The 23,632-nt window shown below is 73.1% G+C and carries 30 protein-coding genes and 1 tRNA gene; 12 read left to right on the plus strand and 19 right to left on the minus strand.

Going from position 1 to position 23,632, the window contains the following annotated elements:
* Positions 1-15: 15 nt before the first annotated feature.
* Complete coding sequence (locus tag ACZ6O5_RS20850; RefSeq protein WP_465979322.1) at positions 16-903, minus strand: ABC transporter ATP-binding protein; 888 nt, start codon at positions 901-903, stop codon at positions 16-18.
* Between the two features lie 174 nt (positions 904-1,077).
* Here ACZ6O5_RS20850 and ACZ6O5_RS20855 point away from each other — a divergent pair, with 174 nt between their 5' ends.
* The gene (locus tag ACZ6O5_RS20855) at positions 1,078-1,938 is read left to right on the plus strand and encodes an alpha/beta hydrolase (protein WP_465979324.1); all 861 of its coding nucleotides are present in this window, start codon (positions 1,078-1,080) and stop codon (positions 1,936-1,938) included.
* Positions 1,939-2,094: 156 nt separating this feature from the next.
* Here ACZ6O5_RS20855 and ACZ6O5_RS20860 read toward each other — a convergent pair whose 3' ends face one another.
* Together ACZ6O5_RS20860 and ACZ6O5_RS20865 are read right to left on the minus strand one after the other, a co-directional pair.
* Positions 2,095-2,505 carry a hypothetical protein gene (locus ACZ6O5_RS20860; RefSeq protein ID WP_465979326.1) on the minus strand — a complete coding sequence of 137 codons (411 nt, stop codon included), beginning with the start codon at positions 2,503-2,505 and terminating at the stop codon, positions 2,095-2,097.
* Positions 2,502-2,786 (minus strand): hypothetical protein, encoded by a 285-nt coding sequence (locus ACZ6O5_RS20865; RefSeq protein ID WP_396775662.1) that lies wholly within the window; start codon positions 2,784-2,786, stop codon positions 2,502-2,504. Before ACZ6O5_RS20865 ends, ACZ6O5_RS20860 begins: the two co-directional genes overlap by 4 nt.
* A 61-nt stretch (positions 2,787-2,847) precedes the next feature.
* On the opposite strand from ACZ6O5_RS20865, the gene ACZ6O5_RS20870 reads away from it, so the two are divergent.
* Positions 2,848-3,987: a site-2 protease family protein gene (locus tag ACZ6O5_RS20870; protein ID WP_465979329.1), complete on the plus strand. Its 1,140-nt coding sequence runs from the start codon at positions 2,848-2,850 to the stop codon at positions 3,985-3,987.
* Positions 3,988-4,043: 56 nt separating this feature from the next.
* On the opposite strand, the gene ACZ6O5_RS20875 is transcribed toward ACZ6O5_RS20870, so the two are convergent.
* Positions 4,044-5,270 (minus strand): FAD-binding protein, encoded by a 1,227-nt coding sequence (locus ACZ6O5_RS20875; RefSeq protein ID WP_465979331.1) that lies wholly within the window; start codon positions 5,268-5,270, stop codon positions 4,044-4,046.
* 67 nt (positions 5,271-5,337) lie between these two features.
* On the opposite strand from ACZ6O5_RS20875, the gene ACZ6O5_RS20880 reads away from it, so the two are divergent.
* A complete protein-coding gene (locus ACZ6O5_RS20880) occupies positions 5,338-5,703 on the plus strand; it encodes a hypothetical protein (RefSeq protein WP_405090738.1) in 366 nt (121 codons plus the stop codon).
* Between the two features lie 28 nt (positions 5,704-5,731).
* On the opposite strand, the gene ACZ6O5_RS20885 is transcribed toward ACZ6O5_RS20880, so the two are convergent.
* Positions 5,732-6,661, minus strand: a complete 930-nt coding sequence (locus ACZ6O5_RS20885; protein ID WP_465979333.1) for an LLM class F420-dependent oxidoreductase — start codon at positions 6,659-6,661, stop codon at positions 5,732-5,734.
* A gap of 65 nt (positions 6,662-6,726) precedes the next feature.
* On the opposite strand from ACZ6O5_RS20885, the gene ACZ6O5_RS20890 reads away from it, so the two are divergent.
* Positions 6,727-7,035 carry an ArsR/SmtB family transcription factor gene (locus tag ACZ6O5_RS20890; protein WP_405090740.1) on the plus strand — a complete coding sequence of 103 codons (309 nt, stop codon included), beginning with the start codon at positions 6,727-6,729 and terminating at the stop codon, positions 7,033-7,035.
* 2 nt (positions 7,036-7,037) lie between these two features.
* Positions 7,038-7,568, plus strand: a complete 531-nt coding sequence (locus ACZ6O5_RS20895; RefSeq protein ID WP_465979335.1) for an SRPBCC family protein — start codon at positions 7,038-7,040, stop codon at positions 7,566-7,568.
* A gap of 3 nt (positions 7,569-7,571) precedes the next feature.
* On the opposite strand, the gene ACZ6O5_RS20900 is transcribed toward ACZ6O5_RS20895, so the two are convergent.
* Entirely contained in the window at positions 7,572-8,165 is a 594-nt protein-coding gene (locus ACZ6O5_RS20900) for a biliverdin-producing heme oxygenase (protein ID WP_465979337.1), read from the minus strand.
* 219 nt (positions 8,166-8,384) lie between these two features.
* Between ACZ6O5_RS20900 and ACZ6O5_RS20905 the strand changes: the two genes are divergently transcribed.
* Together ACZ6O5_RS20905 and ACZ6O5_RS20910 are read left to right on the plus strand one after the other, a co-directional pair.
* Complete coding sequence (locus ACZ6O5_RS20905; protein ID WP_425787564.1) at positions 8,385-9,341, plus strand: ATP-binding cassette domain-containing protein; 957 nt, start codon at positions 8,385-8,387, stop codon at positions 9,339-9,341.
* Positions 9,338-10,162 (plus strand): ABC transporter permease, encoded by an 825-nt coding sequence (locus ACZ6O5_RS20910; RefSeq protein ID WP_343445698.1) that lies wholly within the window; start codon positions 9,338-9,340, stop codon positions 10,160-10,162. Before ACZ6O5_RS20905 ends, ACZ6O5_RS20910 begins: the two co-directional genes overlap by 4 nt.
* A 52-nt stretch (positions 10,163-10,214) precedes the next feature.
* Here ACZ6O5_RS20910 and ACZ6O5_RS20915 read toward each other — a convergent pair whose 3' ends face one another.
* The 3 genes from ACZ6O5_RS20915 to ACZ6O5_RS20925 form a co-directional block, all read right to left on the minus strand.
* Positions 10,215-13,373, minus strand: a complete 3,159-nt coding sequence (locus tag ACZ6O5_RS20915) for an AfsR/SARP family transcriptional regulator (RefSeq protein ID WP_465979339.1) — start codon at positions 13,371-13,373, stop codon at positions 10,215-10,217.
* A 61-nt stretch (positions 13,374-13,434) separates the two neighbouring features.
* Positions 13,435-14,031 carry a hypothetical protein gene (locus ACZ6O5_RS20920; protein ID WP_343445695.1) on the minus strand — a complete coding sequence of 199 codons (597 nt, stop codon included), beginning with the start codon at positions 14,029-14,031 and terminating at the stop codon, positions 13,435-13,437.
* Between the two features lie 304 nt (positions 14,032-14,335).
* Positions 14,336-14,920 (minus strand): GNAT family N-acetyltransferase, encoded by a 585-nt coding sequence (locus ACZ6O5_RS20925; RefSeq protein ID WP_465979341.1) that lies wholly within the window; start codon positions 14,918-14,920, stop codon positions 14,336-14,338.
* A 39-nt stretch (positions 14,921-14,959) separates the two neighbouring features.
* Between ACZ6O5_RS20925 and ACZ6O5_RS20930 the strand changes: the two genes are divergently transcribed.
* Entirely contained in the window at positions 14,960-15,427 is a 468-nt protein-coding gene (locus ACZ6O5_RS20930) for an SRPBCC family protein (protein WP_465979343.1), read from the plus strand.
* Between the two features lie 16 nt (positions 15,428-15,443).
* Here the strand turns inward: ACZ6O5_RS20930 and ACZ6O5_RS20935 are convergent, their stop codons facing one another.
* From ACZ6O5_RS20935 to ACZ6O5_RS20945, 3 genes are all read right to left on the minus strand, one after another.
* Positions 15,444-15,602: a hypothetical protein gene (locus ACZ6O5_RS20935; RefSeq protein WP_343445691.1), complete on the minus strand. Its 159-nt coding sequence runs from the start codon at positions 15,600-15,602 to the stop codon at positions 15,444-15,446.
* Positions 15,603-15,741: 139 nt separating this feature from the next.
* Positions 15,742-16,116: a VOC family protein gene (locus tag ACZ6O5_RS20940; RefSeq protein WP_405090749.1), complete on the minus strand. Its 375-nt coding sequence runs from the start codon at positions 16,114-16,116 to the stop codon at positions 15,742-15,744.
* Between the two features lie 205 nt (positions 16,117-16,321).
* Positions 16,322-16,711, minus strand: a complete 390-nt coding sequence (locus ACZ6O5_RS20945; RefSeq protein WP_465979345.1) for a winged helix-turn-helix transcriptional regulator — start codon at positions 16,709-16,711, stop codon at positions 16,322-16,324.
* Between the two features lie 102 nt (positions 16,712-16,813).
* Between ACZ6O5_RS20945 and ACZ6O5_RS20950 the strand changes: the two genes are divergently transcribed.
* The gene (locus ACZ6O5_RS20950) at positions 16,814-17,437 is read left to right on the plus strand and encodes an NAD(P)-dependent oxidoreductase (RefSeq protein ID WP_465979347.1); all 624 of its coding nucleotides are present in this window, start codon (positions 16,814-16,816) and stop codon (positions 17,435-17,437) included.
* Positions 17,438-17,475: 38 nt separating this feature from the next.
* Here the strand turns inward: ACZ6O5_RS20950 and ACZ6O5_RS20955 are convergent, their stop codons facing one another.
* Together ACZ6O5_RS20955 and ACZ6O5_RS20960 are read right to left on the minus strand one after the other, a co-directional pair.
* The gene (locus ACZ6O5_RS20955; RefSeq protein ID WP_465979349.1) at positions 17,476-17,820 is read right to left on the minus strand and encodes a nuclear transport factor 2 family protein; all 345 of its coding nucleotides are present in this window, start codon (positions 17,818-17,820) and stop codon (positions 17,476-17,478) included.
* Positions 17,817-18,251: a MarR family winged helix-turn-helix transcriptional regulator gene (locus ACZ6O5_RS20960; protein ID WP_465979351.1), complete on the minus strand. Its 435-nt coding sequence runs from the start codon at positions 18,249-18,251 to the stop codon at positions 17,817-17,819. The genes ACZ6O5_RS20955 and ACZ6O5_RS20960 overlap by 4 nt, the downstream gene beginning before the upstream one ends.
* 62 nt (positions 18,252-18,313) lie before the next feature.
* On the opposite strand from ACZ6O5_RS20960, the gene ACZ6O5_RS20965 reads away from it, so the two are divergent.
* Positions 18,314-18,715, plus strand: coding sequence for a nuclear transport factor 2 family protein (locus ACZ6O5_RS20965; RefSeq protein WP_465979353.1), 402 nt, complete (start codon positions 18,314-18,316; stop codon positions 18,713-18,715).
* A gap of 117 nt (positions 18,716-18,832) precedes the next feature.
* Here the strand turns inward: ACZ6O5_RS20965 and ACZ6O5_RS20970 are convergent, their stop codons facing one another.
* The gene (locus ACZ6O5_RS20970; protein ID WP_465979355.1) at positions 18,833-19,414 is read right to left on the minus strand and encodes a DinB family protein; all 582 of its coding nucleotides are present in this window, start codon (positions 19,412-19,414) and stop codon (positions 18,833-18,835) included.
* A gap of 72 nt (positions 19,415-19,486) precedes the next feature.
* Between ACZ6O5_RS20970 and ACZ6O5_RS20975 the strand changes: the two genes are divergently transcribed.
* Both ACZ6O5_RS20975 and ACZ6O5_RS20980 read left to right on the plus strand, forming a co-directional pair.
* Entirely contained in the window at positions 19,487-19,750 is a 264-nt protein-coding gene (locus ACZ6O5_RS20975; RefSeq protein ID WP_465979357.1) for a hypothetical protein, read from the plus strand.
* A gap of 138 nt (positions 19,751-19,888) precedes the next feature.
* Positions 19,889-20,632 carry an LPXTG cell wall anchor domain-containing protein gene (locus ACZ6O5_RS20980; RefSeq protein WP_465979359.1) on the plus strand — a complete coding sequence of 248 codons (744 nt, stop codon included), beginning with the start codon at positions 19,889-19,891 and terminating at the stop codon, positions 20,630-20,632.
* Between the two features lie 549 nt (positions 20,633-21,181).
* Here the strand turns inward: ACZ6O5_RS20980 and ACZ6O5_RS20985 are convergent.
* The 4 genes from ACZ6O5_RS20985 to ACZ6O5_RS21000 form a co-directional block, all read right to left on the minus strand.
* Positions 21,182-21,871 (minus strand): hypothetical protein, encoded by a 690-nt coding sequence (locus ACZ6O5_RS20985; protein WP_465979361.1) that lies wholly within the window; start codon positions 21,869-21,871, stop codon positions 21,182-21,184.
* 602 nt (positions 21,872-22,473) lie between these two features.
* A complete protein-coding gene (locus ACZ6O5_RS20990) occupies positions 22,474-22,941 on the minus strand; it encodes a type II toxin-antitoxin system HicB family antitoxin (protein ID WP_465979363.1) in 468 nt (155 codons plus the stop codon).
* A gap of 15 nt (positions 22,942-22,956) precedes the next feature.
* Complete coding sequence (locus ACZ6O5_RS20995) at positions 22,957-23,148, minus strand: type II toxin-antitoxin system HicA family toxin (protein WP_343445677.1); 192 nt, start codon at positions 23,146-23,148, stop codon at positions 22,957-22,959.
* Between the two features lie 332 nt (positions 23,149-23,480).
* Positions 23,481-23,557 (minus strand) — tRNA-Ile (locus ACZ6O5_RS21000).
* Positions 23,558-23,632: the final 75 nt, after the last annotated feature.

Consider the following 23,632-nt stretch of genomic DNA (forward strand, 5'->3'; position numbering starts at 1 on the left):
AGGCTCCCGGGCAGGTCAGGCGGCGGTCAGGGCGAGGAACGCGTCCTCGAGGTTGCGTGAGGTGATCTCCAGGTCCCGGGCGTCGGTGCGGGTCAGCAGGTGCCGGGCGACGACGTCGGAGTCCTCGCTGTGCACGAGGATCGCGTCGCCGCGTACCTCGACGGAGCGGACGCCGGGCAGCGCGGCGAGCGCGGCCTGGTCGGCGCCGGGCAGCGTGGCCCGGACCACCCGGCCGGCGGCCAGGTTCTTGATCTCGGCGGTGGTGCCGTCGGCGACCACCCGACCGGCCCGGACCAGCACGATCCGGTCCGCGTACGCGTCGGCCTCGTCCAGGTAGTGGGTGGCGAACAGGACGGTCCGGCCGGAGCGGGCGTCGGCCCGGATCGCCTGCCAGAAGTCGCGCCGCCCCTCGACGTCCATGCCGGTGGTCGGCTCGTCCAGCACCATCAGGTCCGGGTCGGGCAGCAACGCCAGGGCGAACCGCAGCCGCTGCTGCTGGCCGCCGGAGCACTTGCCCACCTGCCGGTCGGCGATCTCGGCGATGCCGGCGCGCTCCAGCACCTCGGCCACCGGCCGGGTGTGGCCGTAGAAGTGCGCGGTCATCCGTACCGTCTCGGCGACGGTGAGGTCCTTGAGCAGCCCGCCGGTCTGCATCACGGCGGCGACCCGGCCGTGCCGGACGGCGTCGGTCGGGCTGCCGCCGAAGAGCCGGGCCGTGCCCGCGTCCGGTCGGGCCAGCCCGAGCAGCATGTCCACGGTGGTGGTCTTGCCGGCGCCGTTGGGGCCGAGGAAGGCCACCACCTCACCGGCTGTGATCCGCAGGCTGAGCCCGTCCACGGCGGTCACCGGGCCGTAGGTCTTGGTGAGTCCGGCCAGTTCCACGGCCGGTGCGGTGTCGGTCATGCCCATGATGCTCCGGCCCGCGACCCTCGGGTCCCCGCAGCGCCCGTCACCTCTCACCCGTGACATTTGTCAGGTGTAAGCAGGGGCCCCCTGTTAACGCCTCCGGTATAGAAGGGGCCCCCTTTTAACGAGCCGCGTCGGGAGTGGGGGCGGCCGGGCCGGGTAAGCCGCGGCATGGGCGTACCGACCGGACGCGTCGACACGATCGTGCTCGTCCACGGGCTCTGGATGACGTCGCGAAGCTGGGAGCGCTGGGCCGACCGGTACACGGCGCGCGGTTTTCGGGTGCTCACCCCGGCCTGGCCCGGCATGGACCGCGAGGTCGAAGACCTGCGGGCCGACCCCACGCCGATCGCCGGCCAGCGGATCGCCACCATCGTCGACCACTACGCGACGATCATCCGGGAGCTGCCCCGACCGCCGATCATCATGGGGCACTCGTTCGGCGGTCTGATCGCCCAACTGCTGCTGGACCGCCGGCTCGGCGCCGCCGTCGTCGGCGTACACCCCGCGCCGGTCAAGGGGGTGCTCAAGCTGCCGCTGAGCACGTTGCGCTCCGGGTTCTCCATCCTGCACAACCCGGCCAACCGGCACCGCGCGGTCCCGTTCACCGCCGAGGACTTCCGGTACGCCTTCGGCAACACGCTCACCCGCGCGGAGTCCGACGCCGCCTGGCAGCGGTACGCCGTACCCGGTGCCGGGCACGTGCTGTTCGAGGGCTCGTTCGCCAACCTGGACCCGGACTCGGCCACCGAGATCGACAAGAGGCGCGGCGACCGGGCACCGCTGCTGATCACCGCCGGTGGCGAGGACCACGTGATCCCGCCGTCGCTGGCCAGCAGTCTCGCCAACCTCTACCGCGGTTCCACCGCGATCACCGGGTACCGGGAGTTCCCCGGCCGGTCACACTTCGTCGGCGGCGAGCCGGGCTGGGAGGAGGAGGCCGACCACGCGCTGGAGTGGGCGGTCGAGGCGGCCAACGAGTTCTCCCCGACAGTGGTCAGTGAGGCGCCCCGACGCAACCGGGCCGGGTAGCGTCACCGGCTGGCCGCTACCCCGAACCAGCCGACGGCCACGACCGGCTTCGGACTGGCCGGGGCGAAGCCGCACTTCTGGCTGATCGACGGCGGCACGGCATCAACCTGGAGGCGGTCTGCCACCGCGGCTGGCGGTTCGCCGACGCGGACCCCTTCACTCCCAGGAGTCAGCGATGTCGAGAATCTCCAGGTCGGGTGGGGCCACCGCAGCCACCGTCGAGGCATCCCGAGTCACCAGGTAACAGCGGTAGAGGACAGCGGCGGCGACGGCGTGGGCCACGTCGAGGGGCACCTTGCCGCTCGCGGCGATCCGCGCTACCCGCCGGCTGGTCGGGCCGTCGTACACCGCGACCCGGATGTCCCGGTCGGCGTCGAGGAGCAGGTCGAGCAGGTCGGTGGCCGGCGTTCCGGCCAGTTGGAGCTGTGCCTGGCCCAGGCAGAGCGCCGGGATCCAGACCTCCTGCTCGGGGTCCTCCTGGGCGAGGGTCAGCAGCGCACCGGGCTCGACGCTGTCCCCCGAGGCGTACGCGAGCAGGGCGGAGGTGTCCAGGACGAGCCCGTTCACGCCGCTGCCGAGCCCTCGTCGTCGCCGAACTGGCGGAGCCACCGCATGTTCCGGTCGTGTTGCTCGTCGGTGATCGGCGGTCGCTCCGCCAACCGGCGGCGTGCGCGTTCGACGTCTTCGTCGGTGACCACGTATCCGTGCTCAGCCCAGCGTGCCCGTAGCCCGTCCGCCCGCATCTTTCGCCGCAGGACGTCCGCGATGAAGCCGGACGTCGTGCCGTGTGAGCGCTCGACGTACTCGGCGACGTCGTCGGGAAGGCTGATGGTGATGCGCCGCGTCATACTCTCAGCATAGTCGGCGCATACTCCGTTACCGGAGCGACGCGCTGGGTATGACGGAACGATGAGGGCGAGTTTCCGGCTCGGTCGGATCGCGGGCGTACCCGTCGGCGTCAACTGGAGTGTCCTGGTCATCTTCGTGCTGATCGCCTGGACGCTGTCGGCCAGCCTGTTCCCGCGCTCGTACCCCGGCCATTCCACGATCGCCTACGTCGCGGCCGGCCTGGCCGCCGCGGTGGTCTTCTTCCTCGGGCTGCTCGCCCACGAGGTGTCGCACGCGGTGGTGGCCAAGCGCAACGGCATCGAGGTCGAGGGCATCACGCTCTGGCTCTTCGGCGGTGTCGCCGAGCTGAAGGGCGAGGCGAAGGACCCCGGCGCCGAGCTGCGGATCGCCGGCGTCGGGCCGCTGGTCAGCCTGATCATCGGTGTGGTGTTCGGCGCGATCGCGGTGGCCGTCGCGGTGGCCGGCGGGCACGGTCTGCTGCTCGGCGCGCTCTCCTGGCTGGCCGGCATCAACGTGCTGCTGGCGCTCTTCAACGTGCTGCCGGCCGCGCCGCTGGACGGTGGCCGGCTGCTGCGGGCGGCGGTGTGGAAGGCCACCGGTGACCGGACCCGGGCCTCGGTGGTGGCCGCCGGCGCCGGCCGGGTGCTTGGGATCGTGCTGATCGGGCTCGGGCTGTGGCGGTTCCTCAGCGGCGCCGGGTTCGGTGGGCTCTGGCTGGCGCTGATCGGTTGGTTCCTGATCGGCGCGGCCGGGCAGGAGGAGCGGCAGGCGCGCGTCGGTGACGCGCTGCGCGGCGTCCGGGTCGGCGACGTCATGACGCCGCAGCCGCAGACCGCGTCCGGTGACCTGACCGTGGCCGACTTCGTCGACCACTACCTGTTCGCGTACCGGCACTCGGCGCTGCCGCTGACCACCGACGGCCGGCCGGTCGGTCTGGTCACCCTCGACCGGGTACGCGGCACCGCCCCGGACCGCCGCGCGTCCACCACGCTGGCCGAGGTGTCCTGCCGGGCCGACGAGCTGGTGCTCGCCCGCCCGGAGGAACAGCTCACCGACCTGCTCCCCCGGCTCAACGAGTGCACCGACGGCCGCGCGCTGGTGGTGATCGACGACCAGTTGGTCGGGATCGTCTCGCCCAGCGACATCAGCCGCGCGGTGCAGCGCGGCAGCCTGCGCCAGCAGACGTCCGCCGGTCGCTGAGCCGCATGGGCGACCGCACCGGGCGAAGCGAGGGCCGGGAGCGCATGCCCGGCCCCTCAGTCGCGGGGGAAGTAGCGGTCCAGCTCCGCGGTGCGGAACTTCCCGGCCGGGTCGAACTCGCGCAGCAGCGCGACGAAGTCGGCGTGCCGGGGGTACGCGGCGGCCGGGTCCCGGTCGAACAGCTTGCCCCAGTGCGGGCGCGGCGCGAACGGGGCGAGCCGCTGCTCCACCTCGGCCAGCACCGGCGCGACCGCCGCCGGGTCGCCGATCCAGGTGAAGTGCAGCGCCAGCGTGTCCCGGCGGAAGTTCGGGCTCAGCCACAGCTCGTCGGCGGCCACCGTACGCAGCTCGCAGATCTGGAGCACGGCGGCGATCCGCTCGGCGACCGGGTCGAGCGCGGCGAGCGCCGCCGCCGCGTCGGCGCGGGCCACGTGCCACTCGGACTGCAACTCGTCGCCGCTGCTCGGGGTGAAGCCGAGCCGGAAGTGCGGCAGCCGCTCGTGCCACGGCCCGGGCTCGCCGAACTGCGCGGTGCAGTGCTCGGGTGACATGCCGGGCACCGGGTGCTGCGGCGTCTCGGCCGCCGCCGTGTCCAGCCAGTCGGCCGGCGGCGGCGCCTGGTCGGCAAGCTGCTTGATCCACACCTGGTCGAAGCGCGCCGACCGCCAGCCGGTGAAGACGCTGACGCTGTACGCGGCTTCCAGCGCCTCGTCGAGCGCGGCGCGGGGCAGGCCGAGCCGGACGTACTGCCGCACCGTGAACGTGGGGACCACGTCGAGCGTGAGCCGGGTGACCACGCCCAGCGCGCCGAGGTTGACCACCAGGCCGGCGAACCGGCTGTCGGTCCGGTCGACCGTGAGCAGGTCGCCGTCGGCGGTGACCAGTTCCAGTCCGGCGACGGCGGCGGCCAGGTTGCGGTTGGCGACGCCGGAGCCGTGGGTGGCGGTGGCGACCGAGCCGGCCACCGAGATGTGCGGCAGCGAGGCGAGGTTCGCCAGCGCGTACCCCTGGGCGTGCAGTGTGGTGGCCAGGTCGCCGTGGCGCAGGCCGGCGGCGACCGTGACGGTGCCGCGGTCGGGGTCGAGCGCGACGGTGGGTGGCAACCCGTCCAGCGCGACCTGGACGCCCGTGGTGTCGCCGAGCCGGTTGAACGAGTGGCCGGTGCCGACGGCCCGGATCCGGTCCGCCCCGGCGACCAGCCGGCGCAGTTCGTCGAGGGAGGTCGGCCGGTGCCGGGCCCGGGCCGACCAACGGACGTTGCCGGCCCAGTTGGTGTCGGTCATGCGCTGCATCATCCGCCATCCGGCGCGGGCAGGGTTGCTTCGGGGTCGCAGCGGGAATCCTGGACGGATGAGCAGCTACCGCGACCCGAGCCTCCGCGGCGACGTGTACCCGTCGGAGGAGGAGATCGACCCGACCGGCGTCGGCCCCGACCTGACCGAGGCCGGTCCGGACCTGACCGCGCCGGTGCCGACGCCGGAACCCGAGCCGGACCCGGTGCCCCACCCGGGGCCGCCGCCACGCGAGGGGCCGGGCCGGTCGATCGTGACCCGGCATCTGGACGGCTCCGTCGAGGTGGTCACCGACCTCGACGGCGACGGCGTGGCCGACGTGGTGCAGGTCGACCTGGACGGCGACGGCGTCCCGGACCTGACGTACCTGGACAGCGACCGCGACGGCCGGCTCGACACGATCCGGCGGGCGACGGCGGGCTGAGAGCCCCGGCCCTGGTCGCGGTCCGCGCTCAGAGCTGCGGCATCACCTCGGCGGCGACCAGTTCCAGGTGGTCCAGGTCGGCCAGGTCGAGCACCTGGAGGTAGATCCGGCTGCTGCCCGCCTCGGCGTACCGGCCGAGCGTGTCGACCACCTCGGCGGGCGTGCCCGCGGCGCCGTTCGCACGCAGTTCGGCGGGCTCCCGGCCGATCGCCTCGGCGCGCCGGGCCACCTCGGCGTCGTTCCGGCCGCAGCAGAGCACCAGCGCGTTGGACCAGGTCATCGTGGCCGGGTCCCGGTCGATCTCGACACAGGCGTCCCGCACCCGTCGGAACTGGGCCGTCGTGTCGTCGACCGAGGCGAACGGCATGTTGAACTCGTCGGCGTACCGGGCGGCCAGGCCGGGCGTGCGCTTCGGGCCGCGACCGCCGAGCAGGACCGGCGGGCGGGGCCGCTGCACCGGCTTGGGCAGCGCCGGCGAGTCGGTGACCGGGTAGTACGTGCCGGGGAAGTCGAACGTGGCACCGGCCGGGGTGGACCAGAGTCCGGTGATGACCGCGAGTTGCTCCTCCAGTCGGTCGAACCGCTCGCCCACCGGCGGGAACGGGATGCCGTACGCGGCGTGCTCCTCGGCGTACCAGCCGGCGCCGATGCCCAGCTCGACCCGGCCGCCGCTCATCTGGTCGACCTGCGCCACGGTGATGGCGAGCGGGCCGGGGAGCCGGAACGTGACGGCGCTCATCAGCGTGCCGAGCCGGATCCGGGTGGTGTCCCGGGCCAGGCCAGCGAGTGTGGTCCAGGCGTCGGTCGGTCCGGGATCGCCGCTCACCGAGCCCATTTTCAGGTAGTGGTCGGAGCGGAAGAACGCGGCGAAGCCGGTCTCCTCCGCGCGGCGGGCCACGGCGAGCAACTGGTCGTAGCTGGCACCCTGCTGGGGTTCGGTGAAGATCCGCAGTTCCATGCCCCGAGCATAGGGACACCCTCTATGCCTCCACAGACATATAACCGGTGTGGCATATTGAACGGGTGCCCGTGGACGCCTTCGCCGTACTGGCCGAGCCCGCCCGCCGCCGCATCCTCGACCGGCTGCGCCGGGCGGAGAGCAGCGTCGGCGACCTGGTGGACGCGCTGGGCATGAGCCAGCCGACCGTCTCCAAACACCTCCGGGTGCTGCGCGAGGCGGGCCTGGTCACCTGCCGCAGCGCGGCCCAACGGCGGATCTACCGGGTCGACACCGGGCCGCTGCGGGCGGTGGACGACTGGCTCGGGCCGTACCGGCTGATGTGGACCGAACACCTCGACGCCCTGGAGCGCCATCTCGACCGTCAGGAGTGACGATGCAGCGTGACAGCTTCCGCCCCGGCCCGCTCGCCGACGTCGACCGGGTTCCGGTCGACGACCGGTGGGACCTGGTCCTCGTCCGCGGCCTGCGGCACCCGCCCGAGCGGGTCTGGACCGCGCTGACCGACCCGGCGCAGCTCGCCGAGTGGGCCCCGTTCCTGGCCGACCGCGACCTGGGCAGCCCCGGCGAGACCACACTCCGCACGGTCGACGGCGACCGGGCGCACCCGGCGCCGGCCACGATCCTGCGCGCGGACCGCCCGCGCGTGCTGGAGTACACCTGGGGCACCGCCCTGCTCCGCTGGGAGCTGACCCCGACCGACGCCGGCACCACACTCACGTTGCGGCACCGCGTCGACCGGCCCGACCTGGCCCCGATGGTGGCCGCCGGCTGGCACCTCTGCCTGGACGTCGCCGGGCACCTGCTCGACGGCGACCCGGTCGGCCCGATCCGCGGCGCGGAGGCGAAGGAATTCGACTGGGCGGCGCTGCGCGACGCGTACGCCGAGCGCCTGGACCGCCCCTGAGGCTCAGGCCGCGCGAGCGGCGTCGCCCACGACGTCGAAGGTCCGCCGGGCCGCCTCGGCGGCGTCCCGCAGCTCCGCTGCCGCCCACTCCCGCCCGGCCAGCGCGCGCCGGAAGTCCCGCCAGTCGCGCCCCGGCGAGCCCCCGCTGCGGCGGAAGAACCGGGTCGCCTCCCCCTCGGCCAGCCCCAGCCGGCGCTCCACCTCCGGCGCGATGACGCTGCCGCCCAGGGCGCTGCCGAGCAGGACGTACCGGCCGCCGACCGCCCGGGCGAGGGTGTCGAAGCGGAGGCCCGACGAACCGGCGACCGGCCCGTCCGGCGCGACGCCGAGGGCGGCCAGGTCGGCGCGGAGCAACGCGGTGGCCCCGCCCAGCCGGGGGTCGAGCGGGAGCCCGGACCAGTCGGCGGCGGCGAGATCCCGCTCCAGCGGCGACCAGGCGGCGAGCAGCCCGGCCAGCGCGGCGGCCAGATCGCCTCGGGAGCGGATCCGGTCGGGCAGGCCGAGCCGCCGTTCCACGGCGGCGTGGTGGTCGCCTGTGCCGGCGCGCAGCGCGGCCAGCATCGGCGACGCCGCCGGGCGCCGGGACTGATCGGACATCCGGCGAGTATGCCCAGTCGGGCCGGACGGCGCACCTCGCCACCGCCATCCGGGCCGGACGGCGCACCTCGCCACCGCCATCCGGGCCGGCCGTTCACCGGTCCAGGTGGTCGGCGGGCGCGGCGGGCGAGCACCTCCCGCCGGTCGGCGGCGCGGTGTGCGTACCGGTGTCAGCGTCGTGTGCGCGCGCTGCCAGCGGCACCCGCCATGGTCGGTGCCATGAGTTACGCATTCGAGGCGGAGGGCCTGGTCAAGCGGTTCGGATCGACGACCGCGCTGGCCGGGATCGACCTCGCCGCACGACGGGGGACCGTGCTGGGGGTGCTGGGGCCGAACGGCGCCGGCAAGACCACCGCGGTACGCATCCTCGCCACCCTGCTGCGCCCGGACGGGGGGCGGGCCACCGTCGGCGGTCACGACGTGGTCGCCGACGCCGCCCGGGTCCGCCGGCTGATCGGCCTGACCGGGCAGTACGCGTCGGTCGACGAGGACCTGACCGGTACGCAGAACCTGGTGCTGATCGGCCGGCTGCTGGACCTGAGCCGGCGCGACGCCCGGGCGCGGGCGGCCGAACTGCTCGCCTGGTTCGACCTGACCGCCGCCGCCGGACGGCCGGCCAAGACGTACTCCGGTGGCATGCGCCGCCGGCTGGACCTGGCCGCGAGCCTGGTCGGCCGGCCGGAGGTGATCTACCTGGACGAGCCGACGACCGGCCTGGACCCGGCCAAGCGCGAGGAGATGTGGGGGGTGGTCCGCTCGCTCGTCGACGACGGCTCGACGGTGCTGCTCACCACGCAGTACCTGGACGAGGCGGACGCGCTGGCCGACGAGATCTCGGTGATCGACCACGGCCGGGTCATCGCCCACGGCACGCCGGCCGAGCTGAAGCGCATCGCCGGCAGCCAGACCATCGTGGTCCGGCCGACCGAGCCGGAGCGGATCGGCGAGGTCGCCGACATCCTGCGCGCCGCCACCGGCGCCGAACCCGAACTCCCCCGGCCCGGCCTGCTCACCGTGCCGGTGGAGGGCGACGCGGCGTTCACCGCGGTCGTCCGCCGGCTCGACGACGCCGGCATCGGGGTGGTCGAGCTGGCGCTACGGCTGCCCAGCCTGGACGAGGTGTTCTTCACGTTGACCGGCCACGGCGCCGAACAGCCCACGGAGGTGGCGGCATGACCACGACCACGCACCCGGCGGCGACGCCGCCCCGGACCCGGGCGCCCCGGCCCGGCGCCCGCCCGTTCGGGCTGGTCCGGCACAGCCTCGCGCTCGCCGGCCGCAGCCTGATCAAGACGCTCCGCACGCCGGAGCAGCTCCTCGACGTGACGCTCCAACCGATCGTCTTCGTGCTGATCTTCGTCTACCTGCTGGGCGGCGCGATCTCCGGCTCGCAGCACGAGTACCTGGAGTTCCTGCTCCCCGCGATCATGGTGCAGACCGTGCTGTTCGCGTCCGTCGCGACCGGCGTCAGCCTCAACACCGACATCGAGAAGGGCGTCTTCGACAGGTTCCGCAGCCTGCCGATCGCCCGGTCCGCGCCGCTTGTCGGCTCCGTGGTCGGCGACCTGGTGCGGTTCGTGGTCTCGATCGTGGTGCTGTTCACGTTCGGCTACGCCATCGGCTTCCGGATCGGCACCGATCCGCTGTCCACGCTGGCGGCGTGTTTGCTGACCATCGCGTTCGCGTTCGCGGTGAGCTGGGTCGGGGTGCTGCTCGGCGTGCTGATGCGTAGCCCGAGCGCGGTGCAGGGGACCGCGTTCCTGGTGATGTTCCCGCTGACGTTCGGCACCAACATGATGGCGCCCACCGACACGATGCCCGGCTGGTTGCAGTGGTGGGTCGGCGTGAACCCGGTGGCCGACGTGATGACCGCGGCTCGGGGCCTGATCCTCGGCGGGCCGGTCGCCGGGCCGGTGACCCGGTCACTGATCTGGACCGTGGCGATCATCGCGGTCTGCGCGCCGCTGGCCGTCCGGGCCTACCGGCGCCGCGCCTGACCGGCCGTACCGGGCCGGGCCGGGTCGCCGCTCGCCGGGGCGGTGGCCCGGCTCAGGCCGTCCGGGCCGGGTCGCCGCTCACCGACACCAGGGCGGCGGCCCGGCTCAGGCCGTGCCCCCGGGCGTACGCGGCGGCGTACCCGTCGTCGCCCAGCTCGGCGCGCAGCCGCTCGGCGAGCCGCTGCGCGTCCGGGTTGGACCGGTCCGGCCAGCCGCGCAGCGAGTCGGACGTGCCGAGCAGTTCGGCGGCCCGCTCGTACCGGCCCTCCGCCGCGGCGACCGCCACCCAGCCGACCGCGATGATCGCGATCACCGGCATGTCCCGGGCGGCGAGCCCTCGGGCGGCGGCCTCGGACAGGCAGCCACGCGCACCCGGCACGTCGCCCCGGGCGAGCGCGAGGTTCGCCATCGCGGCCAACAGCAGCCCGCGGAACTGCGGCGCGACGAGCGGCGCCTCGTCCTGGCGGCGCATCGCCTCCGCGAAACACTCCGCCGCCTCGTCGAGCGAACCCTCGATCCGGGCGATGTCGCCGAGCATCATCAGCGCGAACGCGGCGTCCCGGCCCTCCCGGTCGCCCACCCGCTCGGCCACGAACCGGCGCAGTTCCGCCTTGGCGCCGGCCACGTCCCCGGACCGGGCCCGGATGGCCGCCAGCCAGATCAACTGGAAGCCCGGCTCGGCGCTCGGGTTCAGCTCGCGGACCAGCCGCGCCGACTCCTCCAGCGCGGCCGTGGCCGCCGGGAAGTCACCGCGCTTGGTGAGCGCGTCGGCGTACTGGCTCAGCACCATCGATAGGCTCCACCGTTCGCCGACCACCCGCAGCTCCGCGACCGCCCCGGTCAGGTCGCGCAGCATCCCTTCGGCGTCGCCGTCGTTCTCCCGGATCTGGCCGCGCATGGTGAGCAGCGTGCCGTCGGTCCACGGGTCGGGGTGCCCGCGGGCGCGGTCCACCGCCGCGATCCCGGCGGCGGTGTCGTCGGAGAACATCGACAGGGCCGGTTCGAGCAGCGCCACCAGCGGGTGCCCGGTCCCCTGCGCCGCGCGGACCGCGTCGGTCAGCTCCGCGATCCGCTCCGGCGTGGGCTCGCGGGCGCTGTGGAACATCTCGGTGATCATGCGGATGGCGAGCACCACGGCCCGCTCCGCCGCCGGCGCCGGGCCGGGCAGCGCGAGCGCGCGGGCCAGCACGTCACCGCCGATCCCGCCGTCGTCGCCCCAGATGATCAGCGGCAGCGCCAGCCCGGCGCCGATCCGCAGCGCGGTGTCCGCGTCCCCGGCGTCGCAGGCGAAGTGCAGCGCGCCGACGATGTTCTCCCGTTCCGCGGCCAGCAGCCGCAGCCAGGGGAGCTGGCCGGCGGTGCGCAGGTGCGGCTCCGCGACCACCACCAGGTCCCGGAAGTACGCGGCGTGCCCGGCCCGCGCCTCGGCGGCGCCGCCGGCCGCGACGAGCCGTTCCAGCCCGTACTCCCGGATGGTCTCCAGCATCCGGAACCGCCCGTCGCCGACGACCTGGAGCAGCGACTTGTCGACGAGCGCGTCGAGCAGCGCGGCGGCGGCCGGGCCGGCCACGCCGGCCGCCGACTCGGCGGTGACCGAGGCCGGGAACACGGCGAGCCGTTCGGCGAGCCGGCGCTCGTCACCGGTGAGCAGACCCCAGCTCCAGTCCACCACCGCGCGCAGCGTCCGGTGCCGGGGCAGCGCGGTCCGGCTGCCGCCGGTCAGCAGCCGGAACCGGTCGTCCAGGCCGGCCGCGACCTGCCCCGGCGACAGCGTCCGCAGCCGTGCCGCGGCCAGTTCGATGGCGAGCGGCAGGCCGTCCAGGCGGCGGCAGATCTCCACCACGTCGGCGACGTTGTCGTCGGTCACCGCGAACCCGGCCCGCACGGCCCCGGCCCGGTCGCGCAGCAACTGCACCGAGGGGTACGCGACCGCGTCGGCCGGCGACACGTCCGCCGGCGGCAGGCGCAGCGGCGGTACGGGATCCAGCGCCTCGCCGACGATGCCGAGCGGCTCGCGGGACGTGGCCAGCACACGCAGCCCCGGGCAGCGGCCGAGCAGTTCCTCGGCGAGCCGGGCGGCGGCCTCGACGACGTGCTCGCAGTTGTCCAGCACGATCAACGTCTCGTCGGCGGCGAGCGCGTCGACCAGCCGGCCGAGCGTGTCGCGGATCGGCGTCCGGGCCGGTTCCAGCGCCCGCTCCCGGCGACCGAGCGTGTCGAGCACGGCGCGGGGCACGTCCGCCGGGTCGGTGATCGGGGCCAGCTCGACCAGCCAGGCCCCACCCGGTACGCCGTCCGCCAGCCGGCCGGCCGCCACGCTCGCCAGCCGGGTCTTGCCGGCGCCGCCGGGCCCGAGCAGCGTGACCAGCCGATTGCCGGCGAGCAGCCCGGTGAGCCGACGCAGGTCGTCGTCCCGCCCGACGAACGTGGTGAGCGCGGCGCGCAGGTTCCCCCGCCGCGCGGCGGGCGCTGGTGGTGGGGCCGTCTCGCCCCGCAACAACGCCAGGTGCGCGGCCCGCAGCTCGGGCGAGGGGTCCACCCCCAGCTCCTCGGCGAGCCGCTGCCGGATCCGCTCGTACGCGGCCAGCGCCTCGGCGGGCCGACCGGCGGCGGCCAACGCCCGCAGGCGCAGCGCGGCCAGCCGCTCCCGCAGCGGGTGCGCGGCGGTCAGCTCGTCCAGCTCGGCCACCAGCAGCTCCGGCCGGCCGATCCGCAGCTCCGCCTCGATCCGGTCCTCCTGGGCGGTGAGCCGCAGCTCCGTCAGGCGCGCCACGGCAGCGTCCGCGTACGAGGCGTCGGCGACCTCGGCCAGCGCGGGGCCGCGCCACAGCGCCAGCGCGTCCCGCAGTGACCCGAGCGCCCGCTGCGGGTCGCCGTCGCGCAGCGCCTCCCGCCCCTGGCGGGCCAGCCGCGCGAACCGCTCCGCGTCCACGTCGTCCGGCGCCAGGTCGAGCCGGTACCCGGTCGGGCCGCTGCGTACCCCGAGCCCGGGCACCGCGCGGCGCAGCCGGGACACCAGCGTCTGCACGGCGTTCGCGGTGTCGGCGGGCGGCGCGTCCGTCCAGAGCGCCTCGGCCAGCGCCGGCACGCTCACCGGACGGCCCGGGTCCAGGGCGAGACGGATCAGCAGCGCCCGCAGCCGGGCACCGGCGACGGCGACGGCCTGTTCGCCGTCGCGGACCTCCAGCGGCCCGAGGATCCCCACCCGCACGTCGTCACTCTCTCATTCGCGGCCACCGAGTCCCGCGCCTATGGAAGGCCAGTCACAGAGGTCAGTCCGCCGTGCCCGGCCAGACCGTCACCCGGATCTTCCAGCCGGCCTCGATCGGAGCGACGAACTCGACGAACGCGACGTGGGCGTCCTCCCGCGTGTGCACGCAGTACCGGCTGCCCTTGCGGTAGGTGGAGTCGATCGTCGCAAAGCCGTTGAGCAGGGAGACGCAGTCCTCTCGGGTCGGTGAGCCTGCGCGACTCCACCTGGCCAGGCCTGCCCAGATGGGAAAGCTCTGGATCGAGCCACCCCCGTCGTAAATGTCGATCTCGGGGTCCGACCGGGTGGCCACTCTGGGCGGGTCGGCGTCGAGATCGACGCCGTTGTTGTTGAAGAGCAGTTCGAAGGGGCCGGCCCCAGCACTCTCCGGGGTGGCGGCCTGCGGTGGGGACGTCTCCGCGCCTGCCGCCCGGGGCGAAGCCGACGGGGTGGGCGACCGCGTCGCCGGAGCGGCGGTGGAGCCGCCACCGGTGACCTGGTAGACGAATGCCGCAACGCCGACGAGCGCGGTGATCAGGCCGGCGACGGCGGTGAGCATCCCGGCCATCGACTGCCAGAACGACGTCCGTGGCGCGGTGCCGCGCTGTGACTCGGTCATCCGTCCTCCCACCGACGCCCCAGGTCGATCATCACATATGGCCGCTCTTACGGACTGCCCGCGCTGCCTCCGGACAGACGGCACGGCGGGACCATCCGAGGGACCGACTACGGCCCGCAAGGCGCGGCCGGCGCATGGACCCACCGCCTTCAACCCGGGCGGCGCTCGTGTGGAACGGGAACCAGAACCCGTGTAGTGACCGCGTTCGGACCACGGGGCGCACCACACCCGTATTCCTCCAGGAACTCGGCCACCAGACGCCACCGCAGGCTGTCGGCCCCCCGGCGAGCAGAGCAGCACCCGGTCAGTCGTCGCCGCGGACGCGGGCGTGCAGGTGCATGTCGTGCCGTCCGTCCGGGTGCACGGCGGCGTTGCGCCTGGTGCCCTCGGCCCGGAAGCCGGCCTTGACGGCGACCCGGCAGGACGCCTGGTTGCGGGTCGAGTGGTCGAGTTCGAGACGGTGGAAGCCGGTGCCGAGCGCCCAGTCACTCACCGCCCGCAACAACCGGGAGGCCACGCCCGCGCCGCGAGCGGCCGGCACCACCCAGTACGCGCACACCGCCACCCCGTCCCCGAGGTCCATGGCGCCCAGCACCATGCGCCCCAGCGGCTCACCGCCGCCGTACGTCATCGCCCAGCTCGCCGCCGTCTCCTGGCGCCACGCCTGGCGGTAGTACGCGAACCACTCGCGGACCTGGTCCTCGGAGTCGGGTCGGCGGGTGTGCCAGCGGCGGATCTCGGGATCCTGGTAGGCGGCGAGGAACGCCGACGCGTCGGACGCCTGCCACGGCCGCAGGACGAGGTCGTCGCCGACGGCGAGCGTCGGCTGCGGACCGGGCGCGAGGGTGCCGGCGGGAATGGCGGGCGGCGTCGAGAGGGGAAATCTCACCCGACCATCCTCCACTCGACCGGCTCCTAGGATCGAGTGGTGAGCAGGATCGATCGGGCGCGCAGGACGATCGCCGCGGCGCCGGCGGCGGTCTACGACGCGCTTCTGCGCCGGGACGCGCTGGAGGCGTGGTTGCCGCCGGACGGCATGCGCGGGCGGATCGAACGGTGGGATCCCCGCCCCGGTGGCGGCTTCCGGATGGCGCTCACCTACCTCGACCCCACCGGCAGCCCGGGCAAGACGTCGGACGCGACGGACGTCGTCGACGTCGGGTTCGCCGACCTGGTCCGGTCGGAGCGGGTGGTGCAGACCGCGGTGTTCGAGGCCGATGACCCGGCGTACGCGGGGATCATGACCCTGACCTGGCACCTGGCCGCGGTCGGCGACGCGACCGAGGTGACCGTCACCGCGACCGGCGTGCCACCCGGCATCGACCAGGCGGTGCACGAGGAGGGCATCGCGTCCTCGCTGGCCAACCTGGCCGCGTATGTCGAGTCGGCACGCTGACGACGTGGACGCCGTCTCAGGCCGGCGGGGTGAACACCACGGTGAAGATGGCGACCAGCGACGCCGCCGACATGACCATCGCCCCGAGTGCCGGATCGACCGCGAGCGCCAGCACGACGCCGCAGACCACCAGGCCCAGCGCGACCCCGACCACGCGACGCTGCCGCGCGGACATCCGGGACCATGCCGTCGACTGTCGAGCCACCCCGTCAGCGTCCCACAGGGCCGGGCGATCGGCTGGCCGGGGTTGCCCGCCGGCGGGCTGACGTGCCGGCCGGACACCGGTTTCGGCGCCGGCCGGCACATCGACCGAACTACAGGTACGGGCGGGTGATCAGCTCGATGGCGTGGCCCCCGGGGTCCTTGAAGTAGACGCCCCGCCCGCCGTGCTCGTTGTTGATCTCACCGGGTCGACGCATCTGCGGATCGGCCCAGTGCTCGACGCCCTGGTCGCACAGCCGCTGGTACGCCCGATCGAACAGGTCGTCGTCGATCAGGAACGCGTAGTGCTGCATCTGGATCTCCACCGGCGGCTCGGCGAACTGGAGCAGCACGCCGTCGGAAAGCTGCACGTTGGTGAACGGACCCCAGGACGGCGCCTCCGGCAGCTCCAGCAGCTCCCGGAAGAACCGGGCCGACGCGTGGCGGTCCCGGGCGGCGACGATGGTGTGGTTGAACGAAACGGTCATGCGGTTGACCTCACGGTGCTCGACACGAATGGGAACCATCGGTGCGCGAGCGGCGGGGAGGTCCGCGGGCCCGACCTGGCGGGTGCCCGTGGCGCACCCGTGGCGCGGTCAGACCTCCACCGGATCACCAATCCGTGCATGGCCTCGGGCCGGTCCGGTGTTCACGATCGCTGACGCTAGTCGGCCCGGTCGACAGTCGCAATCGTCACGCCGGCCGGGCCCGCCGGTCGGGAGGCGTCGCGGCGTCGTACGACTCGCGTGCGTCGAGCAGCTCGTTCCAGTGCCGCTCGGTCCAGGCGCACGCCACCGCGATCGGTTCGAGCATGCTGCGGCCCACCGGCGTCAGCTCGTACTCGACGGCGCGTCCGGGGTGGACGGTGCGCGTCACCAGACCGTCCCGTTGCAGGGCGCGCAGCGAGCCGGTGAGCACCTTCGGGGTGACGCGGCGCAGCGGCACCCGCAGTTCGGAGAAGCGCCGGGGCCCGCCTTCGAGGCAGCGGATGATGAGCGCCGCCCACTTGTCACCGAACCGGATCGGGTTGAGCGAGGACGGGCACAGCTCGTCGAACATGTCGGCGGGCAACGGTTGCCTCATGCGGCTCACGATAGCCGGTATCCCCGAGGTAACCAGGCCCGTCGATACCGTCGGCGCACCGGCCGGGCACAGGGCTCCGGCCCTGGTGAGAGGCGTCTTCTCATGAACATCGTGATCTTCGGCGCCGGCGGTCGCGCCGGACGCCGGGCCGTGGCCGAGGCGCGGCGGCGTGGCCACCAGGTCACGGCGGTGGTACGCGACCCCGCCCGGCACCGCGACCCGGTCGACGCGCCGGTGGTGGCCGGCGACGTCACCGACCCGGACAGCGTGGCGCGGGCCGCCGCCGGCCAGGACGCGGCGATCAGCGCGGCGGCGGACCTGACCGTGCCACCGCAGGACTTCTTCCCCGCGTCGTCGCGCGCGCTGGCCGCCGGGCTGACCGAGGCGGGCGTACGCCGCCTGGTGGTGGTCGGCCTCGCACCGGTCCTCCCCGGGCCGTCCGGCGCGCCCCTGATGGACGAGCCCGGCTACCCGGACGAGTACCGACCGTTCTTCCTCGGCCACGCGGCGGGCCTCGCCGAGCTGCGACACTGCGACCTCGACTGGTCGTACGTGGCGCCCGCCGGCGACTTCGACCACGACGGCGCCCGCACCGGCCGCTACGAGTTCGCCGCGCACGGCGATCCGGCCAGCCGGATCAGCTACCCGGACTTCGCGATCGCGCTGCTCGACGAGATCGAGGCGCCCAGCCACCTACGGGGCACCGCGAGCGTCCGGGAGGCGTGACGCCCGAGTCGGCCGGGTCCCGTCCCGACGAGGCTGGTTCAGTGTTCGCGGTTGAGGGCCGACAGGCCCCAGAGTTCGGCGATGCGCCCGTCGCGTACCCGGAGGAACTCCAGCATGGTCGACGGCGGCTGCCCGGGCACACCGTGCACGCTGGTGCGGACCGCGACCCGGTCCCCCTCGACGACCATGTCCTCGACGACGACCCGGACGTCGGGGACCGCCTCGTGGAACCGCCGCCAGGCCGGGGCCACGTGCTCCGGCCCGGTGGTCCCCAGCGGATGGCTGCGGAAGTCCGCCGCGAAGATCCCCGGCACGGCGTCGTAGTCACGACCGTTGAACGCCGCGTACATGCGCCGGGCCACGGCGCGCCCGTGGTCGGTCACCGGCCGTCCGGTTCGGTCGCGTTGGCGAGGACGCGTTGCAGGACGCGCCGCACGGTCTGCCGGTCGCGTGCGGTGACGCCGTCGAGCAGCCGCTCCTGGTACGCCTGGTGGGCCCGCACCAGGTCGTCGGCCACGCGTACGCCGGTGGGGGTCAACGCGGCCAGGGTGTAGCGGTTGTCCGCCGGGTCGAGACGGCGGCCGACCAGCCCTTCGGCCTCGAACTCCTTGACCAGCCGGGTGATGCTCGCGCCGTCGACGCCCAACGCCCGGCGCAGGTCACGGTGACTGGTCTCCCCCGCGCGTCGCAGCCGAACCAGCACCTGCACGCGCTGCGGGCTCATGCCCACGTGTCGGGCGAACGCCTGCCGCAGCTCGGCGCAGGTGCCGCCCAACTCCCGGAAGAAGGCGTCCTCGGACGTCTCGTCGGTCACGATCTCTTTATATCGTCAACTCTTGATAGCATCAAGAGATCACGCGACGAGGGGGGCGACCGATGACGTTGCCGGTGGCGGACCGGATGGCGATCCACGAGTTGTTGGCCCTGCACGGGCATCTCGTGGACGCCGGCGAACTCGACCGGATGGGCGAGCTGTTCACCGCCGACGTGGTCTACGACGTGACGTCCTTCGGATTCGGCGAGTTGCACGGCCACGAGGCGATCAGGAGCGCGGCCCTCGCCCTGGGGGACCGCAATCCGGTCGGGCACCACGTCACCAACGTCCACGTGACCGAGGACGCGGACGGCACGGTCCGAGCGGTGTCGAAGGGGATCGGCATCCACGCCGACGGGACGGTCGGCAGCGTCGTGTACGAGGACGTCGTCCGCCGCGAGGGTGCCGGGTGGCGGATCGCGCACCGGAAGGTGATCCCCCGCCGCACGCCCCTGCGCCCCTGAGTCAGTCCCCCTCGACGCCGGCGGCCCGCAGAATCTGCCGGAGATGATCTGCTGCCGCCTGCTTCTGCTCCCGGTCGCCACGGTCAGGGACGAGACGGCGGCTGGCCCGAGCAGACCTCAGCGCCCGGCGGCCTCCCGCGCGTTCCGCTCCACCATGTCCCGATGCTCGGCCATGGCCGCCGGGTCCAGGGCCGGCACGTTCGTCATGGTGGGGAGCAGGCCGACCGCGCCGTCGATCAGCTCGCGGACGATGTCGGCGTGACCGGCGTGGCGCTGCGTCTCGGCGGTCACGTGCACCAGGACGTGGTGCAGCGTCACCTCGCCGCCGTCGCCCCACCACGGCACCCGACCGACCGCGTCCAGCGGCAACGCCTTGATCGTGGCGTCCGCGTGCGCCCAGGACCGCCGGTACAGCTCGATGACGGACTCGCGCGACTCGGTCGGCAGGGCCCACGCCTCCCACGTCTCCTCGCCCGCCGGCCACTGTGGAACGGCGTCGCTCGGCCGACCGAAGGTCTCACCGAAGTAGCCGAACTCGCCTCGGGCCGAGTGCTTGACCAGGCCCAGCAGGTTCGTGCCGGTGGGCGTCAGCGGGCGGCGGATGTCGTACTCGTCCAGCCCGTCGAGCTTCCACACCAGCACGCTGCGCGCCCCGCGCAGGTAGTCGAGCAGGTCGGCCTTGGGGTCGAAGATCGCCATGGCGGACAGCATGCGGCATCCGACTCTGACCGCGCAGCCCCGACTCCCGACGGTCGCCGCTAGGGTGGGTCGGTGGCTGAGCTACTGGCGATCCTGCTGGTCGTCGGTGTCCTGGCGGCCGTCCTGGGGTCTCTCGCGTGGCTGGCGGCCCGGGTCCGTCGCCGGGGCATCGGCGACAACGTCATGGGGCCGTTCGAGGAGATCTGGCATCCGGCCGCGCACCGCTTCCGGGCCGAGATCCAGGTGTACGAGGAACGCACGGTGCCACTGCCACCGGCGGAGGATCCGCGACGGCGGAGTGACGAGCCGGGGCGCCCCCGTCCGGCTGACCGTTGACTCCTGTCTTTCGTCGTAGGCAGACAGCGGCCACGACCGCCGCCCGCCACCGACGAAGGTCGATCCCACGGGGCAGTACGGTCCGCCCGCTGTCGGTAGCATCTCCATGTTTTGTCTATAACGGGGAGGACCATCCACGTGCGATGGAAGTTGTCCGCCGGCGTCCTGGTGGCGCTGGCTTTTCTGATTCCGGCCGCCCCGGCGGCGGCTCAGGCTCAGGTGCCCGGGCTGGATCCGGCCTGCCAGACGGTGGAGCGAAAGGTCTACAAGGACTTCCGCGAACTCATCACCATCGATGTGGACACCGCGACCAACGCCGAGTTGCGGTTGCTGGCCTACCGGCTGCTGGCCGAGGCCCAAGCCGAATCGTTGCCCGTGCTGCCCAAGGCCATCGAGGACCGGCTGAACGGCACCGCGGATGATCTGCGCGCGTTCCTCAAGTCGGGCGTGCGAAACGCCTGGCAGACGGACCTGCGGGTCAAGACGGTCCAGACCTTGACCGGCGCCGGCCCCAACGTGCGTGCCGCGACGCAGAAGGCACTCGACGACGGGTCAATCGACGTCCTCCTGGCCTTCCTGAACACCGGCCTGTACGACGCCCGTGCGCTCGACTGCGCGGCGCAGCCGACGGCTACGGCGACGCCGACGGTTCAGCCCACGCCGACGGCGAGCGCCACGCCCAGCGCCTCGACGACGGTCGTGCCGACCGCTGCCCCCTCCGTCAGCCCGGGTGCTCCCGGTGGAGAGGGCGGCGAGGGCGGCGGGCTGCCGGTGACCGGTTCCGACACCGCGACCGTGGCCGCCGCCGGCGGCACGCTGCTGCTCCTCGGTGGCGTGGGCTACGTGATCGGGCGCCGGCGCCGCGCCCGCTTCGTGGCATAGCTCGCGCGACGGAGTGACGCCCCGGCAGTCAGACCAGAGGGGCGGGGGCGCGGGTTCATGGGCGGTCTCCGCCTGACAGGAAGCGGCCCCGGCGAGTGCCGGGGCCGCTGATGTGTCGGGTGGTGGCCGCGGGACCACCTCCCATGAGGTTCTATAGTTTGCCTCAATAGGCCCATAGCAGACGCTGCTGCGGCTTCCGTCCGCCCCGACGTGCCACAATCCCCACCGCCGCCAACCCTAACGCGGCAAACGGACACAGCAGAATCGGCAGCGCGACCAGCACCGTACCCGTCACGACCAGGCCGAGCACTCCGGCGGTGATCCAGGCGGAGGTGCGAGCGTTGTCGCCCAGCAGTGGCCGGCGGGCTGCGGATGGCCGCTAGCTTGGCTGCCACCGATACTCGCCATACGGCATGGCCAGGTCAGCGATGCGCTTGCGAGGCGCCGGCAACGGTACGTATCCGTCCACGATGACCTCCTCAACAGGCAACCGCCTCGACCGTGAAGGGCGGCTGCGTGAAGCCCGCCCACCTGGCGGACGGGATCCGGTTACAGGACCTTGATGGAGTCGACGCGCAGCAGCGGAACCGTCGTCTCCCCGCCGATCTGGGTGTCGTACGAGAACGACCCGAGCACGGTCACCTTCGCCTGAAACTCGTCGTCCTGCACCAGGTCGGAGAGCCGGCCGGCGTCGCCCTGCAACAGGGTGTTCGTGTCGTACTCGAACTCGTAGGTGAGGTTCCGGCCGCCGACGTTGGCGCGGAACGCGTCGGTGCCCGTCGCGGCGTCGAACTGGGTGACCTGCCCGTACACGACGTACGTGCGGCCGGTGTAGCTGTCCGGGTTTTTGGCGATGAGTTTCCACTGCCGCTCGGTGAGCTTCCCGTACACAACCGGCTTCGGCTTGGCCGGCGGGGTGGTCCTCGTCGGGGCGGGTTTGCTGCTCGCCGCCGCGGCGGGAGTGGCCGGGGCAACGGTTGGGGGTACCGCAGTGGTGGGTGCCGCCGTTGCTGTGGCCGTGGGTGTGCTCACACTCGGGCTGGTCTGAGCGGCGGGCTTGCTGTCGTCGAGGGCGGCACCGATCGCGCCCGCACCGCAGCAGAGGAGGACGAGCACCCCCAGACCGCCGGCTATCCACACCAGCGGGTTCCGCCGCTTGCCGCCGGGGGCGGGCGGGGAGGCAAAGGTGAGAGGCTGCGTTGGCGGTTGGGCGGCCGGCGGCGTGTACGGGTCGGTCAAGGTTTCTCCCCGGCTGGTGTGTGAGTCGTCGATGCTGCCCTGGCAGGTTGGTTCGAGGCTCAGGTACGTCGCGGAGGCGACAACGGGTGTGCCCGGATGGTGGCGGCTCTGAGCTGACCGTCAGCAGCACCAATCCGGGTATCGCCGATGTGGGACCGTCAGTACACCTCGCACCGGAGCCGGAAGTTCGGGTTGCCGTAGGCGTCGACTTGCCACGGTTTCGCGTTTCCTTGTCGATGCGCTCGCAGTCGCGGCGGTTCGTCCACCCGGTTTCACCCCGGTCGTCGACCACCTGCCCGCAGCACGGTCCTCCACACGGAGCAGTCAGTTTCCCGGGCGGTCCCCCATGCCGAGGTCGTAGATCCCGGCACGCAGCGCAGGCATCGGACGGGGAACATCATGGCGACGGTTGCCACCTCGGCCGGGTTGTTGGGGACCGGAGTTCAGGCGCGTGGGCGTGGTGTCGACTGTGCCGGTAGGCACCTTCGGCGCGGGCGGCGCGGGCCCGCACCGCGAGCGGGTAGTTGGATGCTCTGTCTGACACGTGCTTCGACAGCCAAGAGGCCCCGGACCTGCGAGAGGTCCGGGGCGTGCGGTGAAGATCAGGCGGCGACTTCGTGGTCCGGTTTGACGCCAGGCTTCTCGCCCTTGTTGCTCTTACTCGCGCGGCCGGTTACCACCTTGCGGCTTGCCACCTTGGCTGGTGCCTTTTTCGGCGCCAGCTGCGACACCCGCTGAGCGGAGATGCCGAGCAGGGCACCCGCGTCGCGGACTGTGTAACCCTTGTCGAGCAGCGTTCGGGCAGCAGCGACGGTGGCCTTGTCGGCAGACTGTTCGGCCTCGCGCAGCGCGATACGCGCCTTGCGCGCTCTGGTGACCTCCCTCGGGACTTCGGGCTGCACCTCCACGTCAAAACTGTCGGGCTTGACGTCGAGCATGAGCGCGATCGCTTCCCGTGCCATCTTTTCGACCTGGTCCAGGCGGCGGGCCTGAGAGAAGACGCCCGCGATCTCCGGGACGGTGATGGCCCACCAGCCGCCGGAGCGGACACACGTTGCGGTGTACTTCATCGGTGGTAGTCCCTTCTACCTCAAGCCGAGAGAGCGCAGGATGCCCCGCGCGGTGAGTTCGTTGATCTCCTTGTGTCGGGGTATGACGACGTTCTGCGAGCCGTACCGGTAGATGGTGTGACTGCCTCCTTCGCGAAGCTTCTCGAAGGTGATGCCCGCGTCGGCGGCGGCCTTGCCGATCCGGTTGATCAGGTCGGTTCGCTTCACGCGGCAAGTCTAGTGTAATAGACAACGACAGTAAAGCGTGCTTGACTTGATGACATGGGAGCGCCCGCCTGAACGAGGACTTCCAGCCGACGCCGAAAGTTCACTGCGAATCGAATGCTGCTACCGCGCCGGCGACACGTCACGCGACGAGCGCACCGCCTGGCTACGCGGGCGAGGCGGGCAATCGCGATGCCGCACGGCGAAGGCCTGGTTGCAACCCGCCAAGGGCTCACTTCACGAGTGCGATCGGTGGTCGACACGCAACCGTCGGAGCCGGCGCCTGCCGTGCACCGAGAGCCCCTTTTAGATGATCTTTAGACGGGCTTTTGCACTGGTGGGGCGGGCGGGGTTCGAACCCGCGACCGAGGGATTATGAGTCCCCTGCTCTAACCGGCTGAGCTACCGCCCCGTCACCGCGCGTCGGATCGTAACCCGCCGATCGATCACCGGCCACGACGGCGTACGCCGCCGCCATGCCCACGAC

Source organism: Micromonospora sp. NPDC049201 (genome assembly GCF_055586805.1).